Source organism: Yoonia litorea, from assembly GCF_900114675.1.
Taxonomy (GTDB): Bacteria; Pseudomonadota; Alphaproteobacteria; order Rhodobacterales; family Rhodobacteraceae; genus Yoonia; species Yoonia litorea.
In genome coordinates this window covers 1,198,371-1,217,389 of the sequence record NZ_FOZM01000001.1, presented here as the reverse complement: position 1 = coordinate 1,217,389, position 19,019 = coordinate 1,198,371, and the positions used below count along the sequence as shown (strand labels likewise).

The 19,019-nt window shown below is 57.7% G+C and carries 23 protein-coding genes and 1 tRNA gene; 20 read left to right on the top strand and 4 right to left on the bottom strand.

What is annotated here, in order from left to right; translation table 11 throughout:
• Positions 1-22 precede the first annotated feature (22 nt).
• From BM316_RS06395 to gdhA, 6 genes are all read left to right on the top strand, one after another.
• Positions 23-685: a response regulator transcription factor gene (locus BM316_RS06395; RefSeq protein WP_090205430.1), complete on the top strand. Its 663-nt coding sequence runs from the start codon at positions 23-25 to the stop codon at positions 683-685.
• Between the two features lie 26 nt (positions 686-711).
• Positions 712-2,052, top strand: a complete 1,341-nt coding sequence (locus BM316_RS06390; protein ID WP_242649784.1) for a sensor histidine kinase — start codon at positions 712-714, stop codon at positions 2,050-2,052.
• The gene (locus BM316_RS06385) at positions 2,022-3,050 is read left to right on the top strand and encodes an ABC transporter substrate-binding protein (RefSeq protein ID WP_090205425.1); all 1,029 of its coding nucleotides are present in this window, start codon (positions 2,022-2,024) and stop codon (positions 3,048-3,050) included. The genes BM316_RS06390 and BM316_RS06385 overlap by 31 nt, the downstream gene beginning before the upstream one ends.
• Positions 3,051-3,216: 166 nt before the next feature.
• On the top strand, positions 3,217-4,866 hold the full coding sequence (locus BM316_RS06380; RefSeq protein ID WP_090205421.1) for an acetolactate synthase large subunit: 1,650 nt from the start codon (positions 3,217-3,219) through the stop codon (positions 4,864-4,866).
• 68 nt (positions 4,867-4,934) lie between these two features.
• Positions 4,935-5,420: a pyridoxamine 5'-phosphate oxidase family protein gene (locus BM316_RS06375; RefSeq protein ID WP_090207640.1), complete on the top strand. Its 486-nt coding sequence runs from the start codon at positions 4,935-4,937 to the stop codon at positions 5,418-5,420.
• Positions 5,417-6,766, top strand: coding sequence for an NADP-specific glutamate dehydrogenase (gdhA, locus tag BM316_RS06370; RefSeq protein WP_090205416.1), 1,350 nt, complete (start codon positions 5,417-5,419; stop codon positions 6,764-6,766). The genes BM316_RS06375 and gdhA overlap by 4 nt, the downstream gene beginning before the upstream one ends.
• A gap of 58 nt (positions 6,767-6,824) precedes the next feature.
• Here gdhA and BM316_RS06365 read toward each other — a convergent pair.
• Positions 6,825-6,914: transfer RNA gene (locus BM316_RS06365), tRNA-Ser, on the bottom strand.
• A gap of 141 nt (positions 6,915-7,055) precedes the next feature.
• Between BM316_RS06365 and BM316_RS06360 the strand changes: the two genes are divergently transcribed.
• Both BM316_RS06360 and BM316_RS06355 read left to right on the top strand, forming a co-directional pair.
• A complete protein-coding gene (locus BM316_RS06360; RefSeq protein ID WP_090205413.1) occupies positions 7,056-7,889 on the top strand; it encodes a DUF2059 domain-containing protein in 834 nt (277 codons plus the stop codon).
• 46 nt (positions 7,890-7,935) lie between these two features.
• Complete coding sequence (locus tag BM316_RS06355) at positions 7,936-8,340, top strand: hypothetical protein (RefSeq protein ID WP_090205410.1); 405 nt, start codon at positions 7,936-7,938, stop codon at positions 8,338-8,340.
• On the opposite strand, the gene BM316_RS06350 is transcribed toward BM316_RS06355, so the two are convergent.
• On the bottom strand, positions 8,337-8,678 hold the full coding sequence (locus BM316_RS06350; protein ID WP_090205407.1) for a hypothetical protein: 342 nt from the start codon (positions 8,676-8,678) through the stop codon (positions 8,337-8,339). The two genes, BM316_RS06355 and BM316_RS06350, sit on opposite strands and share 4 nt — an antisense overlap.
• Positions 8,679-8,854: 176 nt before the next feature.
• Between BM316_RS06350 and BM316_RS06345 the strand changes: the two genes are divergently transcribed.
• The 8 genes from BM316_RS06345 to BM316_RS06310 all read left to right on the top strand — a co-directional run bounded on the left by BM316_RS06345 (position 8,855) and on the right by BM316_RS06310 (position 14,962).
• The gene (locus BM316_RS06345; RefSeq protein WP_090205404.1) at positions 8,855-9,547 is read left to right on the top strand and encodes a 50S ribosomal protein L21; all 693 of its coding nucleotides are present in this window, start codon (positions 8,855-8,857) and stop codon (positions 9,545-9,547) included.
• Between the two features lie 12 nt (positions 9,548-9,559).
• Positions 9,560-9,829 (top strand): 50S ribosomal protein L27, encoded by a 270-nt coding sequence (rpmA, locus tag BM316_RS06340; RefSeq protein WP_090205401.1) that lies wholly within the window; start codon positions 9,560-9,562, stop codon positions 9,827-9,829.
• A 122-nt stretch (positions 9,830-9,951) separates the two neighbouring features.
• The gene (locus BM316_RS06335) at positions 9,952-10,494 is read left to right on the top strand and encodes a GNAT family N-acetyltransferase (protein ID WP_090205399.1); all 543 of its coding nucleotides are present in this window, start codon (positions 9,952-9,954) and stop codon (positions 10,492-10,494) included.
• Positions 10,464-11,006, top strand: coding sequence for a GNAT family N-acetyltransferase (locus BM316_RS06330; protein ID WP_090205396.1), 543 nt, complete (start codon positions 10,464-10,466; stop codon positions 11,004-11,006). Before BM316_RS06335 ends, BM316_RS06330 begins: the two co-directional genes overlap by 31 nt.
• Positions 10,999-11,499 carry a GNAT family N-acetyltransferase gene (locus BM316_RS06325; protein WP_090205393.1) on the top strand — a complete coding sequence of 167 codons (501 nt, stop codon included), beginning with the start codon at positions 10,999-11,001 and terminating at the stop codon, positions 11,497-11,499. Before BM316_RS06330 ends, BM316_RS06325 begins: the two co-directional genes overlap by 8 nt.
• Before the next feature lie 39 nt (positions 11,500-11,538).
• Positions 11,539-12,588 (top strand): GTPase ObgE, encoded by a 1,050-nt coding sequence (gene obgE, locus BM316_RS06320; RefSeq protein WP_090205390.1) that lies wholly within the window; start codon positions 11,539-11,541, stop codon positions 12,586-12,588.
• On the top strand, positions 12,576-13,682 hold the full coding sequence (gene proB, locus BM316_RS06315) for a glutamate 5-kinase (protein WP_090205387.1): 1,107 nt from the start codon (positions 12,576-12,578) through the stop codon (positions 13,680-13,682). Before obgE ends, proB begins: the two co-directional genes overlap by 13 nt.
• A gap of 14 nt (positions 13,683-13,696) precedes the next feature.
• The gene (locus tag BM316_RS06310; RefSeq protein ID WP_090207638.1) at positions 13,697-14,962 is read left to right on the top strand and encodes a glutamate-5-semialdehyde dehydrogenase; all 1,266 of its coding nucleotides are present in this window, start codon (positions 13,697-13,699) and stop codon (positions 14,960-14,962) included.
• Here BM316_RS06310 and BM316_RS06305 read toward each other — a convergent pair.
• Positions 14,959-15,549, bottom strand: coding sequence for a histidine phosphotransferase family protein (locus tag BM316_RS06305; RefSeq protein ID WP_090205384.1), 591 nt, complete (start codon positions 15,547-15,549; stop codon positions 14,959-14,961). The genes BM316_RS06310 and BM316_RS06305 overlap by 4 nt on opposite strands.
• A gap of 29 nt (positions 15,550-15,578) precedes the next feature.
• On the opposite strand from BM316_RS06305, the gene BM316_RS06300 reads away from it, so the two are divergent.
• The 3 genes from BM316_RS06300 to olsA all read left to right on the top strand — a co-directional run bounded on the left by BM316_RS06300 (position 15,579) and on the right by olsA (position 17,473).
• Complete coding sequence (locus BM316_RS06300; RefSeq protein WP_090205381.1) at positions 15,579-15,758, top strand: DUF3553 domain-containing protein; 180 nt, start codon at positions 15,579-15,581, stop codon at positions 15,756-15,758.
• Positions 15,759-15,854: 96 nt separating this feature from the next.
• On the top strand, positions 15,855-16,646 hold the full coding sequence (olsB, locus tag BM316_RS06295; protein ID WP_242649783.1) for an L-ornithine N(alpha)-acyltransferase: 792 nt from the start codon (positions 15,855-15,857) through the stop codon (positions 16,644-16,646).
• Entirely contained in the window at positions 16,643-17,473 is an 831-nt protein-coding gene (gene olsA, locus BM316_RS06290) for a lyso-ornithine lipid O-acyltransferase (protein ID WP_090205379.1), read from the top strand. The genes olsB and olsA overlap by 4 nt, the downstream gene beginning before the upstream one ends.
• Here olsA and BM316_RS06285 read toward each other — a convergent pair.
• Positions 17,450-18,076, bottom strand: a complete 627-nt coding sequence (locus tag BM316_RS06285) for a thiamine phosphate synthase (protein ID WP_090205376.1) — start codon at positions 18,074-18,076, stop codon at positions 17,450-17,452. The two genes, olsA and BM316_RS06285, sit on opposite strands and share 24 nt — an antisense overlap.
• A 138-nt stretch (positions 18,077-18,214) precedes the next feature.
• Here BM316_RS06285 and BM316_RS06280 point away from each other — a divergent pair, with 138 nt between their 5' ends.
• Positions 18,215-18,955 carry an RNA methyltransferase gene (locus BM316_RS06280; RefSeq protein ID WP_090205373.1) on the top strand — a complete coding sequence of 247 codons (741 nt, stop codon included), beginning with the start codon at positions 18,215-18,217 and terminating at the stop codon, positions 18,953-18,955.
• The last annotated feature ends 64 nt before the right edge of the window (positions 18,956-19,019 follow it).

Sequence of the window (19,019 nt, the reverse complement as noted above, 5' to 3'; positions counted from 1 at the left end):
GCATCCTAAGGCGCTGACATATATGCGATATTTACTGGTCGAAGATCACGCAGAACTGGCCGGAGCTGTTGTGCAGCGTCTGGAAATTGACGGCCACGCAGTTGATCACGCACCAGATCTTGCAACGGCGAGCGCCTGCCTGTCGGCGGCAGAATATGATCTGATCTTGCTTGACGTGATGTTGCCTGATGGCGACGGACGGGAATTTCTTGCAGCAAGCCGGGACCGGATCGCAACGCCTGTCATCATGCTGACAGCGCGCAGTCAGGTCAGCGACCGCGTCGGTGCGCTTGATCAGGGGGCCGACGACTACATCACCAAACCCTTTGATTTTGCCGAGCTGGAGGCGCGCTGCCGCGCGGTGATCCGTCGGCGCGGTGGGTCGGCCCGCAATGAAATCGCATTGGGAAAGGCTGTCTTTGATCTGACGTCAGGGCAGCTTCGCGAACGCGACATGACGATTGAATTCCGCAACCGGGAACTGCGCTTGCTAGAGGTTTTTGCCCGCAGGCCCGGACAGATCCTTTCCAAGGCGCAGCTGATGGATCGTCTGTTTTCTTACGATAGCGACGTCACAGAAAACGCAATCGAAGTTTACGTCGCCCGCTTGCGCAAAAAACTGGCGGCAACATCTGTGCGGATCGAAACCGTGCGCGGTCTTGGATACAGGGTTGAAATTGCATGAACCCGACGGGATCAATCCGCCGTCGGATGACGATTTCGCTGGCGCTCGTCGCAGCGCTCTTGTCGCTGCTGTCATGGTCGATGGTTGCAAGCTTTGCCCGTCAGGCGGCTGAGCGGACGCAAGACAATATTCTGGCCGCCTCAGCGACGATCATCGCCGAGGCAATTCGCAGTGAAGGTGGCGAGGTGCGGCTGGAACTGCCTTACGCCGCCTTTGCAATGCTCGGTGCCGTAAGCGAGGACCGTGTCTTTTACCAGATTGAGACAGCAGGTGAGATCTTGACGGGCTATGAAGATCTCACGACCGGAAGCATCGCACCTGCCGCCGGTGAAGTCCGGTTCGAGACGACCGAATATCTTGATGTGCCTTTGCGTATGGTGCGTATGACACGCACTGTTCTGGCCGGAGAGGAGGCCGTGCCTGTCACGGTCTCGCTGGCCCAGACACGGAATGGTATCGGGACGATCGCAGGCGATCTTTCCGAAACTGCGGCGGCTTTGTCGGTGGCGTTTTTCGTTTTGGCCGTCGCGCTGACCGGGTTCGTCGCACAACTGTCCTTGCGTCCACTCAACGAGCTGGCACAGGCTGTCGCGCGGCGAGGTCCGACCGATTTGCGCCCCGTCAGGCGGCAGGCGCCAAGTGAGCTCACCCCGCTCATCGGGTCGCTGAACCGCTTCATGGAAAGACTGGCGGGATCATTGCGCCGTTCAGAGGAGTTTATAGCTGAGGCGGCGCACCGCGTCAGGACACCGCTGGCAACCGTGCGCGCGCAGGCCGAAGTGGCGCTTCATGGTGCGCAATCGCATGACGACAAGCAGCGGCTTCGCCAAATGATCAGAGCGATTGATGAAAGCTCGCGGTCTGCGGGGCAGTTGCTTGATCATGCGACTGTTGCTTACCGGATTGAAGATTTGTCGCGCGACACAATCAACCTTGCTGAGCTTGCAGCCTCGGTTGCGGCAGCACTGGAACCGACGGCGGGCCTCAAGGACATCGAGATCAGACTGGAGACGTCTGATGTGGCAACACTGGGCGACAAAGTTCTGCTTGAAAGCGCGCTGCGTAATGTTTTGGACAACGCCATCAAATATTCACCTGACGAGACACAAATCAGCCTCACCGTTGACCAACAGGGCGACATGGCGTGTTTGCGGATTTGCGATCAGGGGCCGGGTCTGGCAGGCCAATCAACCACCGATCTGACAAAGCGTTTCGCCAGAGGTGCGACAGTCACTGATGTTGTAGGCTCAGGCCTCGGGCTCACGATTGCAAGCGAGGTCTTGCAGGCCCATGGCGGAGGCATTGAATTGGCCGACAACCCGAAAGGACAGGGCGCATGCGCTATTCTGACATTGCCAAAGGCTTGATCCTCGCCGTTTGGGCCTCTGCCTTACCGGCATTGGAAGTCGAAGATCGCAAATCTTATCCCGGAGAGGGGGGCGCGATGATTTCCGTCCTGTCCACCGCAGATCTCGACGTGTTCGAACCGTTCATCCGGCAGTTCCAGCAAGACCAGCCTGCAATCGGGGTCGATTATACAGTCGCCTCTAGCACAGAGATATATGCCGCCATCACCGAAGGCATGAAGTTCGATATCGTACTATCTTCTGCGATGGATCTGCAGTTCCAACTGGCCAATGACGGGTATGCACAGGCCTATGGATCTGATGCGACGGCCCGATTGCCGGACTGGGCACAGTGGCGTGATCTGGTTTTTGCGTTCACCTCTGAACCCGCTGTTGCCGTGATTTCGCGCGAACGCTTCAGCGGTATTGATCTTCCGGCGACGCGGCAGGAACTGATTTCGATTCTCAGAGACTATCCAGAACGGTTTGACCAATCGGTTGGCACCTATGACGTCAGGACCAGCGGTTTAGGCTATCTATTCGCCACGCAGGAAGCACGAAACTCTGATGTGTTCTGGCGCTTGTCCGAAGTGATTGGCCGCTTGCAGCCGCGCCTTTATTGCTGCTCGGCCCAGATGATCGACGACGTGATCAGCGGTGAACTGGCCATCGCCTATAACGTACTCGGCAGCTATGCCGAACGCCGTCGCACTCAGGAAGGTGGGGACCGGATGGAAATCCTTCAGCTTGAGGATTTTGGTAACAACATGTTGCGAACAGCGCTCATCCCGCGGACAGCAGAGAATGTGACGGGGGCTGGCGCCTTTCTTGATGCGCTGATCCTTGCAGGGCTGGCCGAGGAGCAAACATGGGCGTTCCCGCCGCTCCAACCTCACGCGCGACAAGGGACGCCGGAATTCGGCCCGATCCGGCTTGGACCAGCCCTGATGGTGCATCTTGACCCGCTGACACGCCGCGCCTTCCTGTCCAGTTGGGAAGACGCGATGGAGCAGGAATAGTACCACTTTAAACGCACCCGAGTTGGCTTTCATGTCTGCCTGAGCCACCAGCGCCTCTCATCCCACCTCGACGGATGCCGTGATCAGGCTAGCTGCCTTTTCAAGTTGAAGAAGAGGATTGAAAGATGCGGACGACTGAAATTGAACCTGCCGTGGTGGTGTCGGCATGAAGGCATCGGATCTCTTTGTGCGTTGTCTCGAGGCTGAGGGCGTTGAGCGCATCTATGGTGTGCCAGGTGAGGAAAATGCCGACTTCATGCAGTCGCTCGAAAATTCTTCGATCGAGTTCATTTTGACGCGGCATGAACAGGGCGCAGCCTTCATGGCGGGCGTCTATGGCCGTCTGACAGGTAAGATCGGGGTTTGCCTTGGCACGTTGGGGCCGGGTGCCACAAACCTGATCACCGGTGTGGCAGATGCCGACATGGATAACGCGCCGGTTCTTGTCATCACGGGGCAGGGGGCGCTCACACGCCAGCACAAGGAAAGCCATCAGGTGATGAACGTCGTGGAGATGTATCGCCCTGTCACAAAATGGAGCTGTGCCGTCAATCACCCCGACAACATCCCCGAAATCGTGCACAAGGCCATTAAACTCGCCGTGGCCGAAAAACCCGGGGCCTGTCACATCGAACTGGCTGAAGATGTTGCGGCCATGGAGACAGAAGAGACACCGCTGAATGCCACCCGGCTTTATCGTCCGGTTCCCGACACCCGCATCATTGAAGAGGTCTGGGACAGGCTCAAAACAGCCAAATCGCCGCTGATCATCGCTGGCAACGGCGCAATCAGGGCCCGCGCCAGCCGCGAATTGCGCGCGTTCTGTGCCAAGACAGGGATCGGCGCGCTGATGACCTTCATGGCCAAAGGCGCGCTCGATCTTGATGATCCCAGATGCCTTTTCACGGTCGGCATGGGGCAGCGCGACTTTCCACAGCTTGCCATCAATGCAGCCGATGTGATCGTGACGATTGGCTACGATCCGGTCGAGTACGGCCCTGCAAAATGGAACGCCGAATGTGAAAAGGAGATCATCCACCTCGACTTCGATCCGGCGGAAAGTGATAAATTCTATCAGCCCACAATCGAAGTGGTCGGTGACATTGCGCACGGGCTCGCCACGCTGAACGCCCTCGTCGCGCGTGACGGCGCGCCCGATTACGACTTTGCCGCGCAGGCAAAATTGCGCAAGACGATGCAAGACGAATTTGCGGCACATACAGACGATCAGACCGAAGGCTCTATCAGACCGCAAAAGGCAATCGCGGATGTACGCGATGTGCTTGAGGCCAATGATATCCTGCTCTCTGGCGTTGGCGCGCATAAGATGTGGGTGGCAAGACATTTTCAGGCGCATGAGCCGAACACCTGCCTGATCTCGAATGGTTTTTGTTCGATGGGATTGCCACTGCCCGGGGCGATCGCTGCAAAGCAAGCCCACCCTGATGCGCAGATCATGGCAATTGTCGGCGACGGCGACATCATGATGAACGTCCAGGAGATGGAGACAGCGTCGCGGCTGGGGTCCGATATCACTGTACTGGTCTGGGAGGACAAGGCTTACGGTCTGATCGCTTGGAAACAGGAGCAGGATTTCGGCTCACATACGGATCTGTCGTTTAACAATCCTGATTGGGCAGCACTTTGTCAGTCAATGGGCTGGCATCATCAGGCGTGTCAGAATGCGTCTGACCTGAAAGAGTGCCTACGCAACGCGCTTGCCCACAAAGGCCCGGCAATGGTGGTGATCCCGATTGACTACCGCGAGAACATGGAACTGACGCGCCGCCTCGGTTCAATTGACGAGACGTTCTAGCCTTCTGACGGAACTTGGTTGACCCAAACACGTTCAGTCAGGAACGCGAAAGCAAAAAGAGATGGAATATGGCAGACGACAAGCAACACTTCTGGGACATCATCGCAAAGATCGGTGTCTGTATGGTGACAACCAAGGACGGCGACGTGATCCGCTCGCGACCAATGGCGCCCTACATCGACACTGAGGCGCGGACAATCCAGTTTATGACCGACAGCGACAGCGCAAAAGTCTTTGAACTGGACGCGGATGAGGACATTGCCCTTTCATTCGCTGATACCGGAAAAATGCTGTTTGCCTCTGTGTCCGGTTATGGCGAGGTAAGCCGCGATCAGGCGCTTATCGCAGAACTCTGGGGGCCATATGCCGAAGTGTTTTTCGGAAATGACCCCGAAAAGGCTGACGTCGCTATTGTCAAGGTGACACCTGTTCAGGCGGAATTCTGGGATAACCAAAAGGGCTATATCTCACTAGCTCTTGAGATGGGACGCGCCTATTTCTCTGAAGGCGGGCCGAACCTGGGTGACAATGCAAAGCTTAGTGACGTCGCATGAGCTTTTCTCTCGACGCAGACCACGACAGCCTCACCGCCTTTCTTGAACAACACGCTCCGCACGAACCTGAATTCCATCAGGCCGTGATTGAGGTGATGGAAGATATCAAACCGATTATCGACCAATCGCAGGCCTATAAGGATGCGAATATCTTCAAGCGGATGATCGAGCCGGAACGGATGATTTCGTTTCAGGTCGCATGGCAGAACGATTCAGGTCAGGTGGAAGTGAACCGCGGCTACCGCGTGCAGTTCAACGGTGCCATTGGGCCTTACAAGGGTGGGTTACGGTTTCACCCTACGGTCAATCCGTCCGTTCTGAAATTCCTCGCGTTTGAGCAGACCTTCAAGAACGCGCTCACCGGGCTACCGATGGGCGGTGGTAAGGGCGGTTCGGACTTTGACCCCTCAGGTCGCTCTGACGCGGAAATCATGCGGTTCTGCGCTGCATTCATGCAAGAGCTGCACCGCCACATCGGGGCGGCTGTGGATGTACCGGCTGGTGACATCAACGTTGGCCCGCGCGAGATCGGTTACCTTTTTGGGAGCTACCGTCGCATTTCGGGACAGTTCGAAGGCGTGATCACCGGAAAGGAAGAATCCTACGGTGGCAGCGCGATGCGGACTGAAGCGACAGGCTATGGCGTGATGTACTTTCTGCAAGAGATGCTGAAAGCCCATGATGCAGATATTGAGGGCAAGACAATCGCAATCTCAGGTGCTGGAAATGTCGCGACCTATGCTGCCGAAAAGGCCGCTGAAATGGGGGCAAAGGTTGTGACCCTGTCTGACAGCAGTGGATTTATCTACGACGAAGACGGGCTGACACCTGCAAAGATCGCTTGGGTGCGCGAACATAAGGCGCAAAGTGGGACAACGCTTGCGCCCTATGTGGATGAATTTGGCGGCAGCTGGACCGAAGGCGAAACGCCATGGTCAGTGCCTGTCGATATCGCGGCCCCGTGTGCGACGCAGAACGAACTGCTGGAAGACGATGCGAAAAAGCTGGTCGAGAACGGTGTGAAAGCCGTCATTGAGGGTGCAAACATGCCGACAACAGCAAAGGCGAAAGACGTTTTTGCCAAGGCAGATGTTCTCTTTGCGCCCGGCAAGGCGGCAAATGCGGGTGGTGTTGCTGTTTCAGGTCTGGAGATCACACAAAACCGCAAGCGACTTTCCGATGAAGCAGAAGAAATCGACAAGGCGCTCAAGGCGATCATGTCGCGCATCCATGATGCCTGCGTCACCGAAGGAACACGCGACGGCACGGTAGATTACGCCAAGGGTGCAAACATCGCAGGTTTCAGGAAGGTTGCTGATGCTATGACGGCACAGGGTGTGGGGTAGGGCACGTGTCCGCCGACACATCCGGCCGCAGCGCCTGTACCTTTACCTTGCGGGATAATGGCGGAGAGACAGGGATTCGAACCCTGGGTGGGCTTGCACCCACAACGGTTTTCGAGACCGCCCCGTTCGACCACTCCGGCACCTCTCCGCGGGGGTCTGTGGGGAGTTACTTTGCCAACCAGACCGACGCAAGACCCAAATGCAGCCGGCTGACAATTGCGTGGGCAAGACTTGGATTGCTCACATCAGAGACCTACCTTTCCTTGTGAGATTTCACAGAGGAATAATCATGATCCGCACTGCCTTTGCCGCCAGCCTCTCTGTCACCCTGTTTGCGCAGCCTCTTTTGGCGCAGACCGCTGATCAGGCACAGATCGACGCGCTTTACGAGGCATTGGGGATGCCGGAGATCATCGACATCATGCGCGAAGAGGGCGTGGCCTACGGCGCAGAGCTCGGGGCAGAGATGTTACCCGACGGTGGCGGCGCAGATTGGCAAACAGCGGTGAATGCAATCTATGATCCGCAGATCATGGACGAAGAAGTGCGGGTGGCATTCGCACAAGCCCTCGTTGGGGATGATGTGGATCAGATGCTTGATTTCTTCACGTCCGCGCGCGGCGAGCAAATCATCGCACTAGAGGTTTCGGCACGACGCGCCTTGCTGGATGAGGCTGTCGAAGAGGCGAGCAAAGAAGCCGCCGCCTTACAGATGGCCGATGAAACCCCGCGTTTTCTGGCCATTCAGGAGTTTGTCGAGACCAACGACCTGATTGAATCGAATGTCGTTGGCGCGTTGAACTCAAGCTATGCCTTCTACCTTGGCTTGATCGACGGCGGAGTCATGCCTCAGGGCATCACAGCAGAGACCGCCTTGCAGGATGTTTGGGCGCAGGAGGCGGATATCCGCAACAATACGACCGAATGGGTCTATTCGTTCTTGTTGATGGCCTACGAACCGCTCTCGGATGAAGACCTGTCCGCGTATCTGGCGTTTTCGGAAACCGATGCCGGTCAGGATTTGAACGATGCTCTCTTTCAGGCCTTTGACGGGATGTTCGAGGATATTTCGCGGGCGCTTGGTCTGGCCTCGTCACGTTTCATGATCAGTCAGGAACTTTAGCGCCTGAGGAACATTTCTTTCTTGCAACCATGAACAGGAGAGAGATTTGAAACTGTTGCGTGCTCTGGTTTTCGCACCAATTGTCCTTGCTGCCTGCAGCCCGATGTCACCGGTTGATGAGGGTTTAAACCTCGCGGCTGATGATCCCAGACAGATCGAGCTGACGTTTCAAGAATGTGCAATCTACTTCGCTGCCCGCGATGCACTACAAGCGCAAGGTCGGACCGCATCATCCGGTCTGACGCGTGGCTGCCCCGCTAATGCAAGCGAAGCAGCGGTTGATATTACACCCATGGTCAGCCCACCGCCTATGATGTCAGGCTTTCCCACAGCACTGGACGCGCGGATCAGAGCGCGCGGCGTGCCTGACGATCTGGCCGACGACGTTGTTCGTTCCAAGGCGTTCTGGGATCTCGTCGCGCGCCGCGATAGCATTCTTGCAGGTCTCTAGCGCCCGTAAAGGCGAAGCGCTGTGACCAATGCGCCCGGTGCCGCTCTGTAGAGTGCCAAATCGGATTGAAGTTGGATCAATCTGGCGGCCCTGTCGCTTTCTGGGATTAGAGCGAGGTCCATCGCAGCCATCAGCTCAGTGCCGCCACCGGCGGCGATTTGCGAGACCAGCGTTGGATGGTTTGTTTTGACAAAGACCTCTAGCGTGCCGCCGTTGCTTGCCGTCTGATGGGCGGGGGTGCCGCCTTCCGCTGTGCCACCGAAGAATGCAATATTCTGCAGCGGGGCTTGGGTCGTGCAGGCGCTAAGTGCGACGAGAAAACTGAGATGCCTCAACATGATGATTTGCTCTTATTTTTGCTTGACTTGTCAGGCCGATGGTCACATAAGCCGCCATCTCTGCATAGCACTCGCAGGGGTATAAGCTTAAATTCGCCCACGGGCGCGCTGTCCACAGGTACCAAACGCCGGATGAAACCGGGGCCTCAGAGACGCGGAAACTGAAGGAAAACAATATGTTTGCGGTTCTGAAAACCGGCGGCAAGCAGTATAAAGTCGCAGCTGGCGACGTTCTGCGTGTCGAAAAGCTGGCAGCAAATGCTGGCGACAAAGTCCAGTTCAACGAGATTCTGATGGTCGGCTCCACTGTGGGGACACCTTTGGTTGAGGGCGCTGGCGTCCAGGCCGAAGTGATCGACCAGATCAAAGGCGAAAAGACAATTAACTTCGTCAAGCGTCGTCGTAAGCACGGCTCGCAGCGTAAGAAGGGTCACCGCCAGCAACTGACACTGGTGCGCATTTCTGACATTCTTGAAAAGGGTGCGGACAAGTCTGGTGTTATGGCGGCTGTTTCCGGCGCCGGTCTGGCACATGTCGTCTCCGACGGTCGTTACGCCGACAACAAGACAGAGCAGCGTGAAATGGATCGCCGCGTCGCCGAAGGCGAAGCCAACGAAAAGCCAGCCGAGACAAAGGCGAAGGCACCAAAGAAGACAAAAGCCGCTGAAGGTGGCGATGACCTGAAAAAGCTGTCAGGCGTCGGCCCGGCACTTGAAAAGAAACTGCATGACGCTGGCGTAACAACTTTCGCCCAGATTGCAGCTTGGACAGAAGAAGATGTTGCTGCGATGGACGAAAAACTGTCGTTCAAAGGCCGCATCGAACGTGAAGGCTGGATCGCCCAAGCGGCTGAGCTGGCAAAAGGCTAAGGAGAGACACCAATGGCACATAAAAAAGCAGGCGGTTCATCCCGTAACGGACGCGACTCAGCTGGTCGTCGTCTTGGCGTCAAGAAATTCGGCGGCGAAGCCGTGGTTCCCGGCAACATCATCATGCGTCAGCGTGGCACAAAGATGTGGCCAGGCACCGGCGTTGGCATGGGCAAAGATCACACGATTTTTGCAACTGTCGATGGCGCTGTGAAATTCCACAAGGGCCTCAAGGGCCGTACCTTTATTTCGGTTCTCCCGGTGGCGGAGGCCGCTGAATAAGCCGAAAATCTCAGGTAACGCATTTGGGGGGATCGGTGACAACCGGTCCCCTTATTTTTTCACGGTTCCGCCCCATATGAGGCGTGAGGGTGGCACCGAAATTGTTTTCGAGGAGGGAAGCAATGCGGCACGAAGATATCACGATCCAGGACACGATTGAGGCTGCACGGTTCGTGCTTCGCCCTTGCCGTAAATCCGATGCGGGTCTGATCAGCATGTATGCCAATGATGACCGCGTGGCCCGCGGCACCCGCGCATTGCCGCATCCTCTGCCCCCAGGTGCTGTTGAAGCCATGATCGACCGCGCAAGTCAGCCCGACCGCACCGAGGATATCTGGGTGATCGACGGATCAGGCCACGGCCATGCAGAAGCCCTTGGCTTGATCAGTCTTGAGAAGATGGACCGCCACCAGTCAGAGGTGCTCTACTGGATTGCGCCAGCCTTCTGGAACACCGGTTTCGCGACAGAGGCACTGCGCGCCCTGATTGCCGCCAACCCGCATCAGTCCGATCGTATCTTTGCAGAAGTCTTTCAGGACAACCCGGGCTCGGCCCGTGTGCTGACAAACTGCGAATTTGATTATTTGGGCGATGCCGAGGCGTTTTCCGTCTCGCGCAATGCGACGGTGCCAACATGGACTTACACACGCAAAATGACCGGGTAACGGTTCCCACACTGACGACTGACAGGTTGATCCTGCGTGCGCCACGCCCACAGGATGCGGCAGTTGTGACCGAGGCGATCAACAACTTCAACGTCAGCCGCTGGTTGGCAGTCGTGCCCCATCCCTATGCATTGGCAAATGCTGAGTGGTTTATCGACCAATGCGTTCAGGGCAATTTCACCGTCTGGCACATTTGGGCGCGAGACCGCTTTGTAGGCACGATCGGACTGGACGATGGCCTCGGATATTGGTTGGCGGAAGATGCTTGGGGCCAAGGCTATGCGACCGAAGCCGCCAAAGCCGTGATCGACTATCACTTTCTAGAGGGTGAGGCGGAGGACCAAGAGACGTGCTACTTCTTGGGTAACGAAGGCTCCCGCAAGGTATTGGAAAAATTGGGCTTCGTGCCGACGGGAATCGCCCGGCAGCACTCTGTTGCGCAAGGCAGAGACGTCGATGCGCAGCAGATGCTACTGACCCGCGATAGATGGGCGGCATTGCCCGATGACTAGCCTGACATATCGCGATATCCGCGACGACGATTTTGATGCGTTGCACGAAATGATGACCGATTGGGATGTCGTGCGCCAATTGGGTGGCTGGCCGTGGCCGGCCGATCCTGATTTTGCGCGGTCACGGTGTAGACCCTATGAGGGTGATGGCTTTGTCTGGGGGATTGCGCTGAATGACCGTCTGATCGGAACTGTCGGCGTCACAAACGGTGATATGGGGTATGTCCTTGATCCGCGGCACCACGGGCGCGGCATTATCTCAAAGGCTGCGCGTGATGCCGTTGCTCATGCCTTTGCCACAACCGATCGTTCGCATCTGACCGGATCGACATGGTTTGACAATCAGGCGTCATACCGTGTTTTGCAAAAACTGGGGTTTCGGCATTGGCAAACCCGCTATATCCACGCGAAAGCCCGTGGGCGACCGACACTGGTTTTCAATCAGCGGCTGGAGCGTGCTGACTGGGACCGCTTGAGAAGCCAGTCACAGTAGTTTATCGCCACCACAACCCGCTTTAAGAAAGCCAGACCAATGAAATTCCTCGATCTTGCAAAGGTCTATATCCGCTCAGGCGCTGGTGGCGCGGGCTGTATCTCGTTCCGGCGCGAGAAGTTCATCGAATACGGTGGGCCTGACGGCGGTGACGGTGGGCGGGGCGGCGATGTGATCGTCGAGGCGGTGGACAGTCTGAACACGCTCATCGACTTCCGCTATCAGCAGCACTTTTACGCAGGCAACGGCCAGCACGGCATGGGCAGCCAGCGCACAGGCAAGGATGGCGAAGACAAAATCCTGCGTGTGCCGGTTGGCACCGAAATCCTCGACGAAGATGAAGAAACCGTCATTGCAGACCTGACTGAGGTCGGGCAACGGATCGTCATTGCCAAAGGGGGCAACGGTGGCTGGGGTAACCTGCGCTTCAAGACCGCTACCAATCAGGCACCCCGCCGCGCGAACCCCGGTCAGGAAGCTATCGAGCGGACAATTTGGCTCCGCCTGAAGCTGATCGCTGACGTGGGCCTGTTGGGAATGCCGAACGCGGGAAAATCCACGTTTCTGGCGGCCACATCAAATGCGCGGCCAAAGGTGGCCGATTACCCGTTTACGACACTGGTCCCAAACCTGGGTGTTGTCGGCATTGATGACGTCGAATTTGTCGTCGCTGACATTCCCGGCCTTATCGAGGGGGCAAGCGAAGGCAAAGGCCTTGGCGATATGTTCCTCGGCCATGTGGAACGCTGCGCGGTCCTGTTGCATCTCATCGACGGCACGTCCGGCGATCCCGCAGGTGACCTGACAAAAATTATCGGCGAGATTGAAGCCTATGGTGGTGATCTGGCCGAAAAACCGCGGATCACGGTTCTGAACAAGATCGATACGCTGGACGCCGAAGAACGTGCTTTCCTGACCGAAGAGATTGCAGCCGTCGCCGAGGGGCCTGTGATGCAGATGTCAGGTGTCAGCCGTGAAGGCATCCCTGAGGTGTTGCGCGCTTTGCGTGAAAAGATTGATGAAGACCGCCTACGGCACCGCAAAGCCGCAGAGGAGGCCGATGGCGAGGACACGCCATGGCAACCCTGAGCGATGCCAAGCGTCTGGTGGTCAAGATCGGCTCGGCGCTTTTGGTGGACAGCGAAACCGGCGCATTGCGCGAAGACTGGCTGATCTCGCTTGCCGCAGACGTCGCCCGTATTCGCAAGCGCGGCACTGACGTTATTCTTGTCTCATCGGGGTCGATTGCCTTGGGGCGGGGTATCCTTGGGTTACCGCGCGCCGCGCTGCCGCTGGAACAGTCTCAGGCTGCTGCTGCCGTCGGCCAGATCCGTTTGGCCCGCGCCTATGAAGAAGCCTTGCGCCCCCACGGCATCATAGCCGGACAGGTGCTGGTCACGCTTGAGGATTCCCACGACCGCCGCCGCTATCTCAATAGCCGCGCTACGATGGAGACGATGCTGAGCCTCGGTGTGACGCCCATCGTCAATGAAAACGACACCGTCGCGACCGATGAAATCCGCTATGGCGACAATGACCGGCTTGCAGCACAGGTCGCTGTCACTATCGGTGCGGATCAGTTGGTGCTGCTTTCTGACGTGGACGGGCTTTACACCGCGAACCCCAAGCTAAATCCCGCTGCACAGCATCTGCCATTGATCGAAAAGATCACACCGGAGATTGAAGGCATGGCCGGTGACGCAGGTTCGGGCCTCTCCAAGGGCGGGATGATCACCAAAGTGATGGCTGCGCGGATGGCGACCGAAGGCGGCTGTGCCATGGCCATTACACACGGCAGCGAAAACCATCCCTTGAAGCGCCTTGAAGAGGGGGCAAGAGCCACATGGTTTGCCGCCCAGATTGACCCGCAAGCGGCACGGAAGCGCTGGATTGCCGCAATGAAGCCGAAAGGCGGGATCGTCGTCGATGCCGGTGCCGCCCGCGCGCTTGGACAAGGCAAGAGCCTCCTGCCTGCCGGTGTGACAGGGATCAGCGGAACATTCGGCCGCGGGGAGGTCGTTGCGATCACAGATCCCACTGGGGCGCAGTTGGGACAGGGCCTGACAAGATACACTAGCGCCGAGGCGCGGCAGATCATGGGACAGCAGTCCGCTGACATTGCCACGATCCTCGGCTATGAAGGCCGTGCGGCTTTGATCCACCGCGATGACATGGTGCTTTGACAAAGGATGAAGTGATGAATGATCACGATGCAATCGGACCGATGATGGCACAGATCGGCGCAAACGCCCGTGCCGCCGCGACAGAGCTTGCCACCGCCCCGGCAGCAGTCAAAGCCAAAGCCATCAATGCCGGTGCCGATGCTGTTTGGTCCAACCGTGCAGACATCATTGCGGCCAACAAGAAAGACATGGCCTTTGGTGCTGGCAAGGGCCTCTCACCGGCGATGATGGATCGCCTCATGCTGAACGAAGAGCGTATTCAGGGCATCGTCGATGGCCTTCGGGCCGTGGCTGGACAGGATGATCCGGTCGGCGCCGTTGTGGAAGAATGGACGCAGCCAAGCGGGCTGCATATCCAGCGCGTGCGCACTCCGATCGGTGTTGTTGGCGTGATCTACGAAAGCCGTCCGAATGTCACCGCCGATGCAGGCGCGCTTTGTCTGAAGTCCGGCAATGCCGTGATCCTGCGCGGTGGCTCTGAGAGTTTTCACTCCAGCACCGCGATCCATGAGTGCCTCGTCGAAGGCCTGACGTCAGCGGGGCTGCCAGCCGATGCAATCCAGTTGATCCCGACCCGTGACCGTGCGGCGGTCTCTGCGCTGTTGCAGGCGACAGACCATGTTGACGTGATTATTCCGCGCGGTGGCAAGGGGCTGGTTGGATTGGTCCAGCGCGAGGCGCGTGTGCCTGTCTTTGCGCATCTGGAAGGGATTTGTCACGTCTATGTCGATGCTGACGCCGATCTGGAAAAGGCGCGCCGTGTCCTGTTGAACGCCAAGACGCGGCGGACAGGGATTTGCGGGTCCGCCGAAACTGTGCTTGTCGATAAAGGCTTTTTCGACAAGCACGGCGATATCCTGACGCGGGACCTTATTGATGCCGGGGTTGAGGTACGGGCGGCTGGCCGTCTGGGTGAGACTGACGGAACCGTTGCTGCCTCGGATGACGATTTCGGCAAGGAATTTCTCGATATGATCATTGCGGCAAAAATGGTCGATGGCGTCAAGGAAGCTGTTGCCCATATCCGGCAGTACGGATCAAACCACACCGATGCGATCATCACGGAGAATGACGCCACTGCTGCGCATTTCTTTCAGTATCTCGACAGTGCCATCCTGATGCGAAACGCATCGACCCAGTTTGCCGATGGCGGCGAATTCGGGATGGGCGCAGAGATTGGCATCGCGACCGGCAAACTCCATGCACGCGGCCCGGTCGGGGCCGTGCAACTCACGAGTTTCAAATACCTTGTCACCGGCGATGGCACGGTGCGCCCTTAAAGGCGTACCGTCAGCACCTCACCGTGCTGTTCCCATGACAGTTGACGTTCCGCACGCACCAACAGGGGGTTGAGCAGGGCAAACTGTACCTGTGCTGCGTTGTGACCAAAGAGCGGGCTGCGGTCACTGATCGTCCGCCAAAGGTTTTCATCGACGCTCAACCGTTCGCCTGTCGCCATAAGCTGCCAGTCTCCGTCGGTTTCTGTGATCCTGATGCTGCCGCCAAGCGGCAAGGCTGTCTCGATCGCCTGCAGAATCAGAAAGATGCACCGCATCAGGTCGCGGGGCTGGTCGCCTTGGGCCTGCCAGTGATAGTCCAGCCTGCCACCGCCAGACACAGCCCTCAGGATTGTCTCGATCTCGGCTTGGCTGATGCTTTGTTGGCTCTTTGTTGCCCCATAGCATATACGAAAGAATTTGATGCGCGCCGCGGCACTTTCGACGCTTTGGCGGATCAGGTCCATTTCCGCGCTTGCGGCACCGTCCATAAGCCCCAAAAGCTCGACACCGTTGCTGATCGCCCCAATTGGACTGATAAGGTCGTGGCAGATCCGCGAACCGACAAGTGTAGCGAGATCAGGCTGCATAGGACGCGCGGCGGTCAGAGGAAAAAGAGATGCAAGAACTCAATGCATTGCTGGAACCGGGGATGCTGGTGCGCAACCCGACAAAACCCGAGTGGGGCGTCGGACAGGTCCAGTCGAATATCAGCGGCAAGATCACCGTGAATTTTCGTGAAGAAGGCAAGGTGGTCATTGATGGCTCCGCTGTGATGCTTGAGATCGTCTATCTCTGATACAACCTATGGTAGTATTGTGTTTGCTGCAATGAAAACTCTCGCTAGAAGAACGCTGAATTGGTTTCAGAAGTCTTAACGAAGGCGGTCGCAGGCGTGGCACATGATGATGCATATCACGGTGAGGCATCACAACTGGTCGTCAGGCTTGCGCGCACGCCGGACGACATCAAAGCGGCACAGCGCCTGCGCTACGATGTTTTTGTCACGGAATTGGGTGGCAGTGGACCCTACGTCGATCACGGCAACCGGCTGGAGAAAGATCGTTTTGACCGCTTCGCGGATCATCTGCTTTTGATTGATGAGGCACGACCACAAGGTGATCAGGTGGTCGGCGTTTACCGATTGATGACGCAAGATCATGCATCGGCAGCGGGCCAGTTTTATTGCGCTGACGAGTATGATCTGACCCCGCTGCTTGAAAGCGATCACAAGCTGCTAGAGCTTGGCCGGTCATGTCTGCATCCTGCGTATCGCGGCGGGCTGGGGATGACGCACCTGTGGACGGCGCTTGGCGACTATGTCGAACGCCACGAAATTGATGTGATGTTTGGCGTTGCATCATTCCACGGCACCAACCTTGAAACTTGCGCGCAAGGTCTGAGCCTCCTGCATGACCGGCACCTTGCGCCCGCGCACCTACGTGTCAGCGCCAAAGGTGCGACGGCGATACCTCTGTCGCAGGTGACACCTGATGCGTTTGACCGGCTTCAAGCGGTCAAGCAGCTTCCGGCGTTGATCAAAGGCTACCTGCGCTTGGGCGGAACCGTCGGGAACGGGGCATTTGTCGATCACGCATTCAATACAATCGACGTCTGCCTGATCCTGGAAAAATCGGCCATCCGTGGCCTGCAAAAGACGCTCTACGCAGGGCGGGGCCAACGATGACCGACACATGGTACGGTGAGCCGGAACCCCAACATCAGAAACTCACGACCGCGGGATACCTGCGGGCCATAGCCCGCGCGATCCCGCTGATCGTGCTCGTCTTTGGCGGTCTGGTCATTCTGCTTTTGGTGCGTCTGATCGAACGACCACTCAACGGCGCGCGCCGCCCCGTGACACCCTTCATCACCCAGTTTGTCTGTCGGAATGCCTTTGTGTTGCTCGGGATCACCTTCAAAAGCATCGGTCAGCCCATGTCGGGGCCGGGGGCTGTCGTGGCAAATCATGCGTCCTGGCTTGATATTTTTGCATTGAACGCGCGCAAGCGCATCTATTTCGTGTCAAAATCAGAAGTCGCAGGCTGGCCTGGCATCGGTTGGCTGGCGCGGGCCACCGGAACGGTCTTTATTAAGCGCGACCGCCGCGATGTCGGGGCGCAGATTGCGGTCTTTCGCGAAAGACTGGCCGCAGGTCACAAGCTTTTGTTCTTTCCCGAAGGCACTTCGACCGATGGATTGCAGGTTTTGCCATTCAAACCAACGCTTTTCGCGGCGTTCTTCGACCCCCAACTGCGGGAGAATTTGCAGATACAGCCGGTCACGGTGCAATACCACGCGCCAGATGGCGAAGACGCCCGTTTCTACGGCTGGTGGGGGGACATGGCTTTTGGGCCGCACCTTCTGACGACGCTCGCCGCGCGCAAGCAGGGCGCCGTCACGGTTATCTACCACGCGCCAGTGCGTGTCGCCGACTATGCCGACCGCAAGCAACTGGCAAAAGCAATGGAAGCAAAAGTGCGGAGCGGACTAGCCGAGCATCGCAGCGCGTAGCGCCGTCAAGGCTTTGGCAGGTGTGTCCTGCGACCAGATTTCCTCGCCAATGCCGAAAAAATCGGTGTGCGGTGCAAGTTTGCGGATCAGATCGGCATCAAGTGCGCCTTCAGCCACCACCGGCACTTCGATCATCATGGACCACCATTCAAAAAGCTCCGCCTCTGCCTGACGTCCGTCGCCGAGCGGCGTCTGACCGACAGGGCCGAAACTGACGTAGTCAGCACCCAGTTCGCCAGCGGTCATACCGTCATGGCGGGAATTGGTGCAGAAACTGCCGACAATGGCGTCATCACCAAGCTCTTTGCGGGTTTTACGCACGCTGCGCGCGCCATCTGTCAGATGCACCCCGTCAAGCCCGAGGCGCTGAACCATCATCATGTGGCTTTCGATGACCAGGGCCACGTCGCGCTCGTGAGTGACCTCGCGCAAGGCATCGGCTGCCTTTGCAATGCGGCTTTCGTCCTTGGTGGCAAGGGCAAGACGGACGCAGCCGACCTCGGTGCTGTCAAGGCAGGCTGCCAATTGGTCCGGGAACGTCAGAAGATCAAAGTCCGGGGGGCTGATCAGATAAATCTGTGGGTGATCCTGCGCGTCCGACATGATGAGCGGTCCTGAATTTGTCTTTGGTCCGCCGCTTTTAGCGGGGAAACGCAAGCTTGGCTATGGGGCAATGATGGGCCGACTTGCCTTGATTTGATCGCGGGAGTATGACCTGCCGACCTTATCTGAGAGGACCTCATGCCAAGCCCTGATCCCCAACCGGCCTTTGTTCTGATCCGCCCGCAAATGGGCGAGAATATCGGCGCGGCTGCACGGGGGATGTGGAATTTCGGGCTTGACCGGATGCGCATTGTGGACCCGCGTGATGGCTGGCCCAACCAGAAGGCTGTCGCCATGGCCAGCGGGGCGGGGCGTCTCTTGGACGAAGCCCAGCTTTTTGACGATACACCGGAAGCGATTGCCGATTGTGATTACGTTTATGCCACGACAGCGCGACCGCGTGGGCTAACCAAGCTTGTCCTGACGCCGGAGGCTGCCATGCAGGATGCGCGCCGCCGCATTTCCGAAGGCCAGAAAGTCGCCGTGATGTTCGGTCCTGAGCGCTCTGGCATGGAAAACGTAGATATCGCACGGGCCAATGCCATCATCTCGGTGCCGGTTAATCCGGCATTTCCGTCACTCAATCTGGCGCAATGTGTCTTGCTGACAGGATATGAATGGCAGCGCGAGACAATCCCGACACCGCCTGAGCGCGTTGATGCGGTCGAGGATTGGGCTGAAAACATCGAGATTGAAAAACTGGCCGACCATTACGAAGGCCGGTTGGCTGACGCTGGCTTCTTTTATCCTGAAGCCAAGGCCGAGAACATGAAAATGAACCTGCGCAACCTGTGGTCACGTATGCCGCTGACACGCGCTGATGTGCAGATGTTGCATGGGATCATGCGCCAGATGGTCCGCTGGAAAGAGCGTGGCTAATCCCGCCTTCTTGCGGCAGACTGACGCTTGTATGCATCCCTGACCGGACCTAGGTTGCGCACAA

Bases quoted from the DNA above. Each gene is read 5' to 3' on its own strand.
- BM316_RS06345 (WP_090205404.1), top strand. From the start codon at position 8,855: ATGTTTGCGGTTCTGAAAACCGGCGGCAAGCAGTATAAAGTCGCAGCT.
- BM316_RS06390 (WP_242649784.1), top strand. From the start codon at position 712: ATGACGATTTCGCTGGCGCTCGTCGCAGCGCTCTTGTCGCTGCTGTCA.
- BM316_RS06285 (WP_090205376.1), bottom strand. From the start codon at position 18,076: ATGTCGGACGCGCAGGATCACCCACAGATTTATCTGATCAGCCCCCCG.
- BM316_RS06300 (WP_090205381.1), top strand. From the start codon at position 15,579: ATGCAAGAACTCAATGCATTGCTGGAACCGGGGATGCTGGTGCGCAAC.
- BM316_RS06335 (WP_090205399.1), top strand. From the start codon at position 9,952: ATGCGGCACGAAGATATCACGATCCAGGACACGATTGAGGCTGCACGG.
- BM316_RS06330 (WP_090205396.1), top strand. From the start codon at position 10,464: ATGGACTTACACACGCAAAATGACCGGGTAACGGTTCCCACACTGACG.
- gdhA (WP_090205416.1), top strand. From the start codon at position 5,417: ATGAGCTTTTCTCTCGACGCAGACCACGACAGCCTCACCGCCTTTCTT.
- BM316_RS06280 (WP_090205373.1), top strand. From the start codon at position 18,215: ATGCCAAGCCCTGATCCCCAACCGGCCTTTGTTCTGATCCGCCCGCAA.
- olsA (WP_090205379.1), top strand. From the start codon at position 16,643: ATGACCGACACATGGTACGGTGAGCCGGAACCCCAACATCAGAAACTC.
- obgE (WP_090205390.1), top strand. From the start codon at position 11,539: ATGAAATTCCTCGATCTTGCAAAGGTCTATATCCGCTCAGGCGCTGGT.
- BM316_RS06375 (WP_090207640.1), top strand. From the start codon at position 4,935: ATGGCAGACGACAAGCAACACTTCTGGGACATCATCGCAAAGATCGGT.
- BM316_RS06385 (WP_090205425.1), top strand. From the start codon at position 2,022: ATGCGCTATTCTGACATTGCCAAAGGCTTGATCCTCGCCGTTTGGGCC.
- BM316_RS06350 (WP_090205407.1), bottom strand. From the start codon at position 8,678: ATGTTGAGGCATCTCAGTTTTCTCGTCGCACTTAGCGCCTGCACGACC.
- BM316_RS06325 (WP_090205393.1), top strand. From the start codon at position 10,999: ATGACTAGCCTGACATATCGCGATATCCGCGACGACGATTTTGATGCG.
- BM316_RS06380 (WP_090205421.1), top strand. From the start codon at position 3,217: ATGAAGGCATCGGATCTCTTTGTGCGTTGTCTCGAGGCTGAGGGCGTT.
- BM316_RS06305 (WP_090205384.1), bottom strand. From the start codon at position 15,549: ATGCAGCCTGATCTCGCTACACTTGTCGGTTCGCGGATCTGCCACGAC.
- rpmA (WP_090205401.1), top strand. From the start codon at position 9,560: ATGGCACATAAAAAAGCAGGCGGTTCATCCCGTAACGGACGCGACTCA.
- BM316_RS06395 (WP_090205430.1), top strand. From the start codon at position 23: ATGCGATATTTACTGGTCGAAGATCACGCAGAACTGGCCGGAGCTGTT.
- BM316_RS06360 (WP_090205413.1), top strand. From the start codon at position 7,056: ATGATCCGCACTGCCTTTGCCGCCAGCCTCTCTGTCACCCTGTTTGCG.
- proB (WP_090205387.1), top strand. From the start codon at position 12,576: ATGGCAACCCTGAGCGATGCCAAGCGTCTGGTGGTCAAGATCGGCTCG.
- BM316_RS06310 (WP_090207638.1), top strand. From the start codon at position 13,697: ATGAATGATCACGATGCAATCGGACCGATGATGGCACAGATCGGCGCA.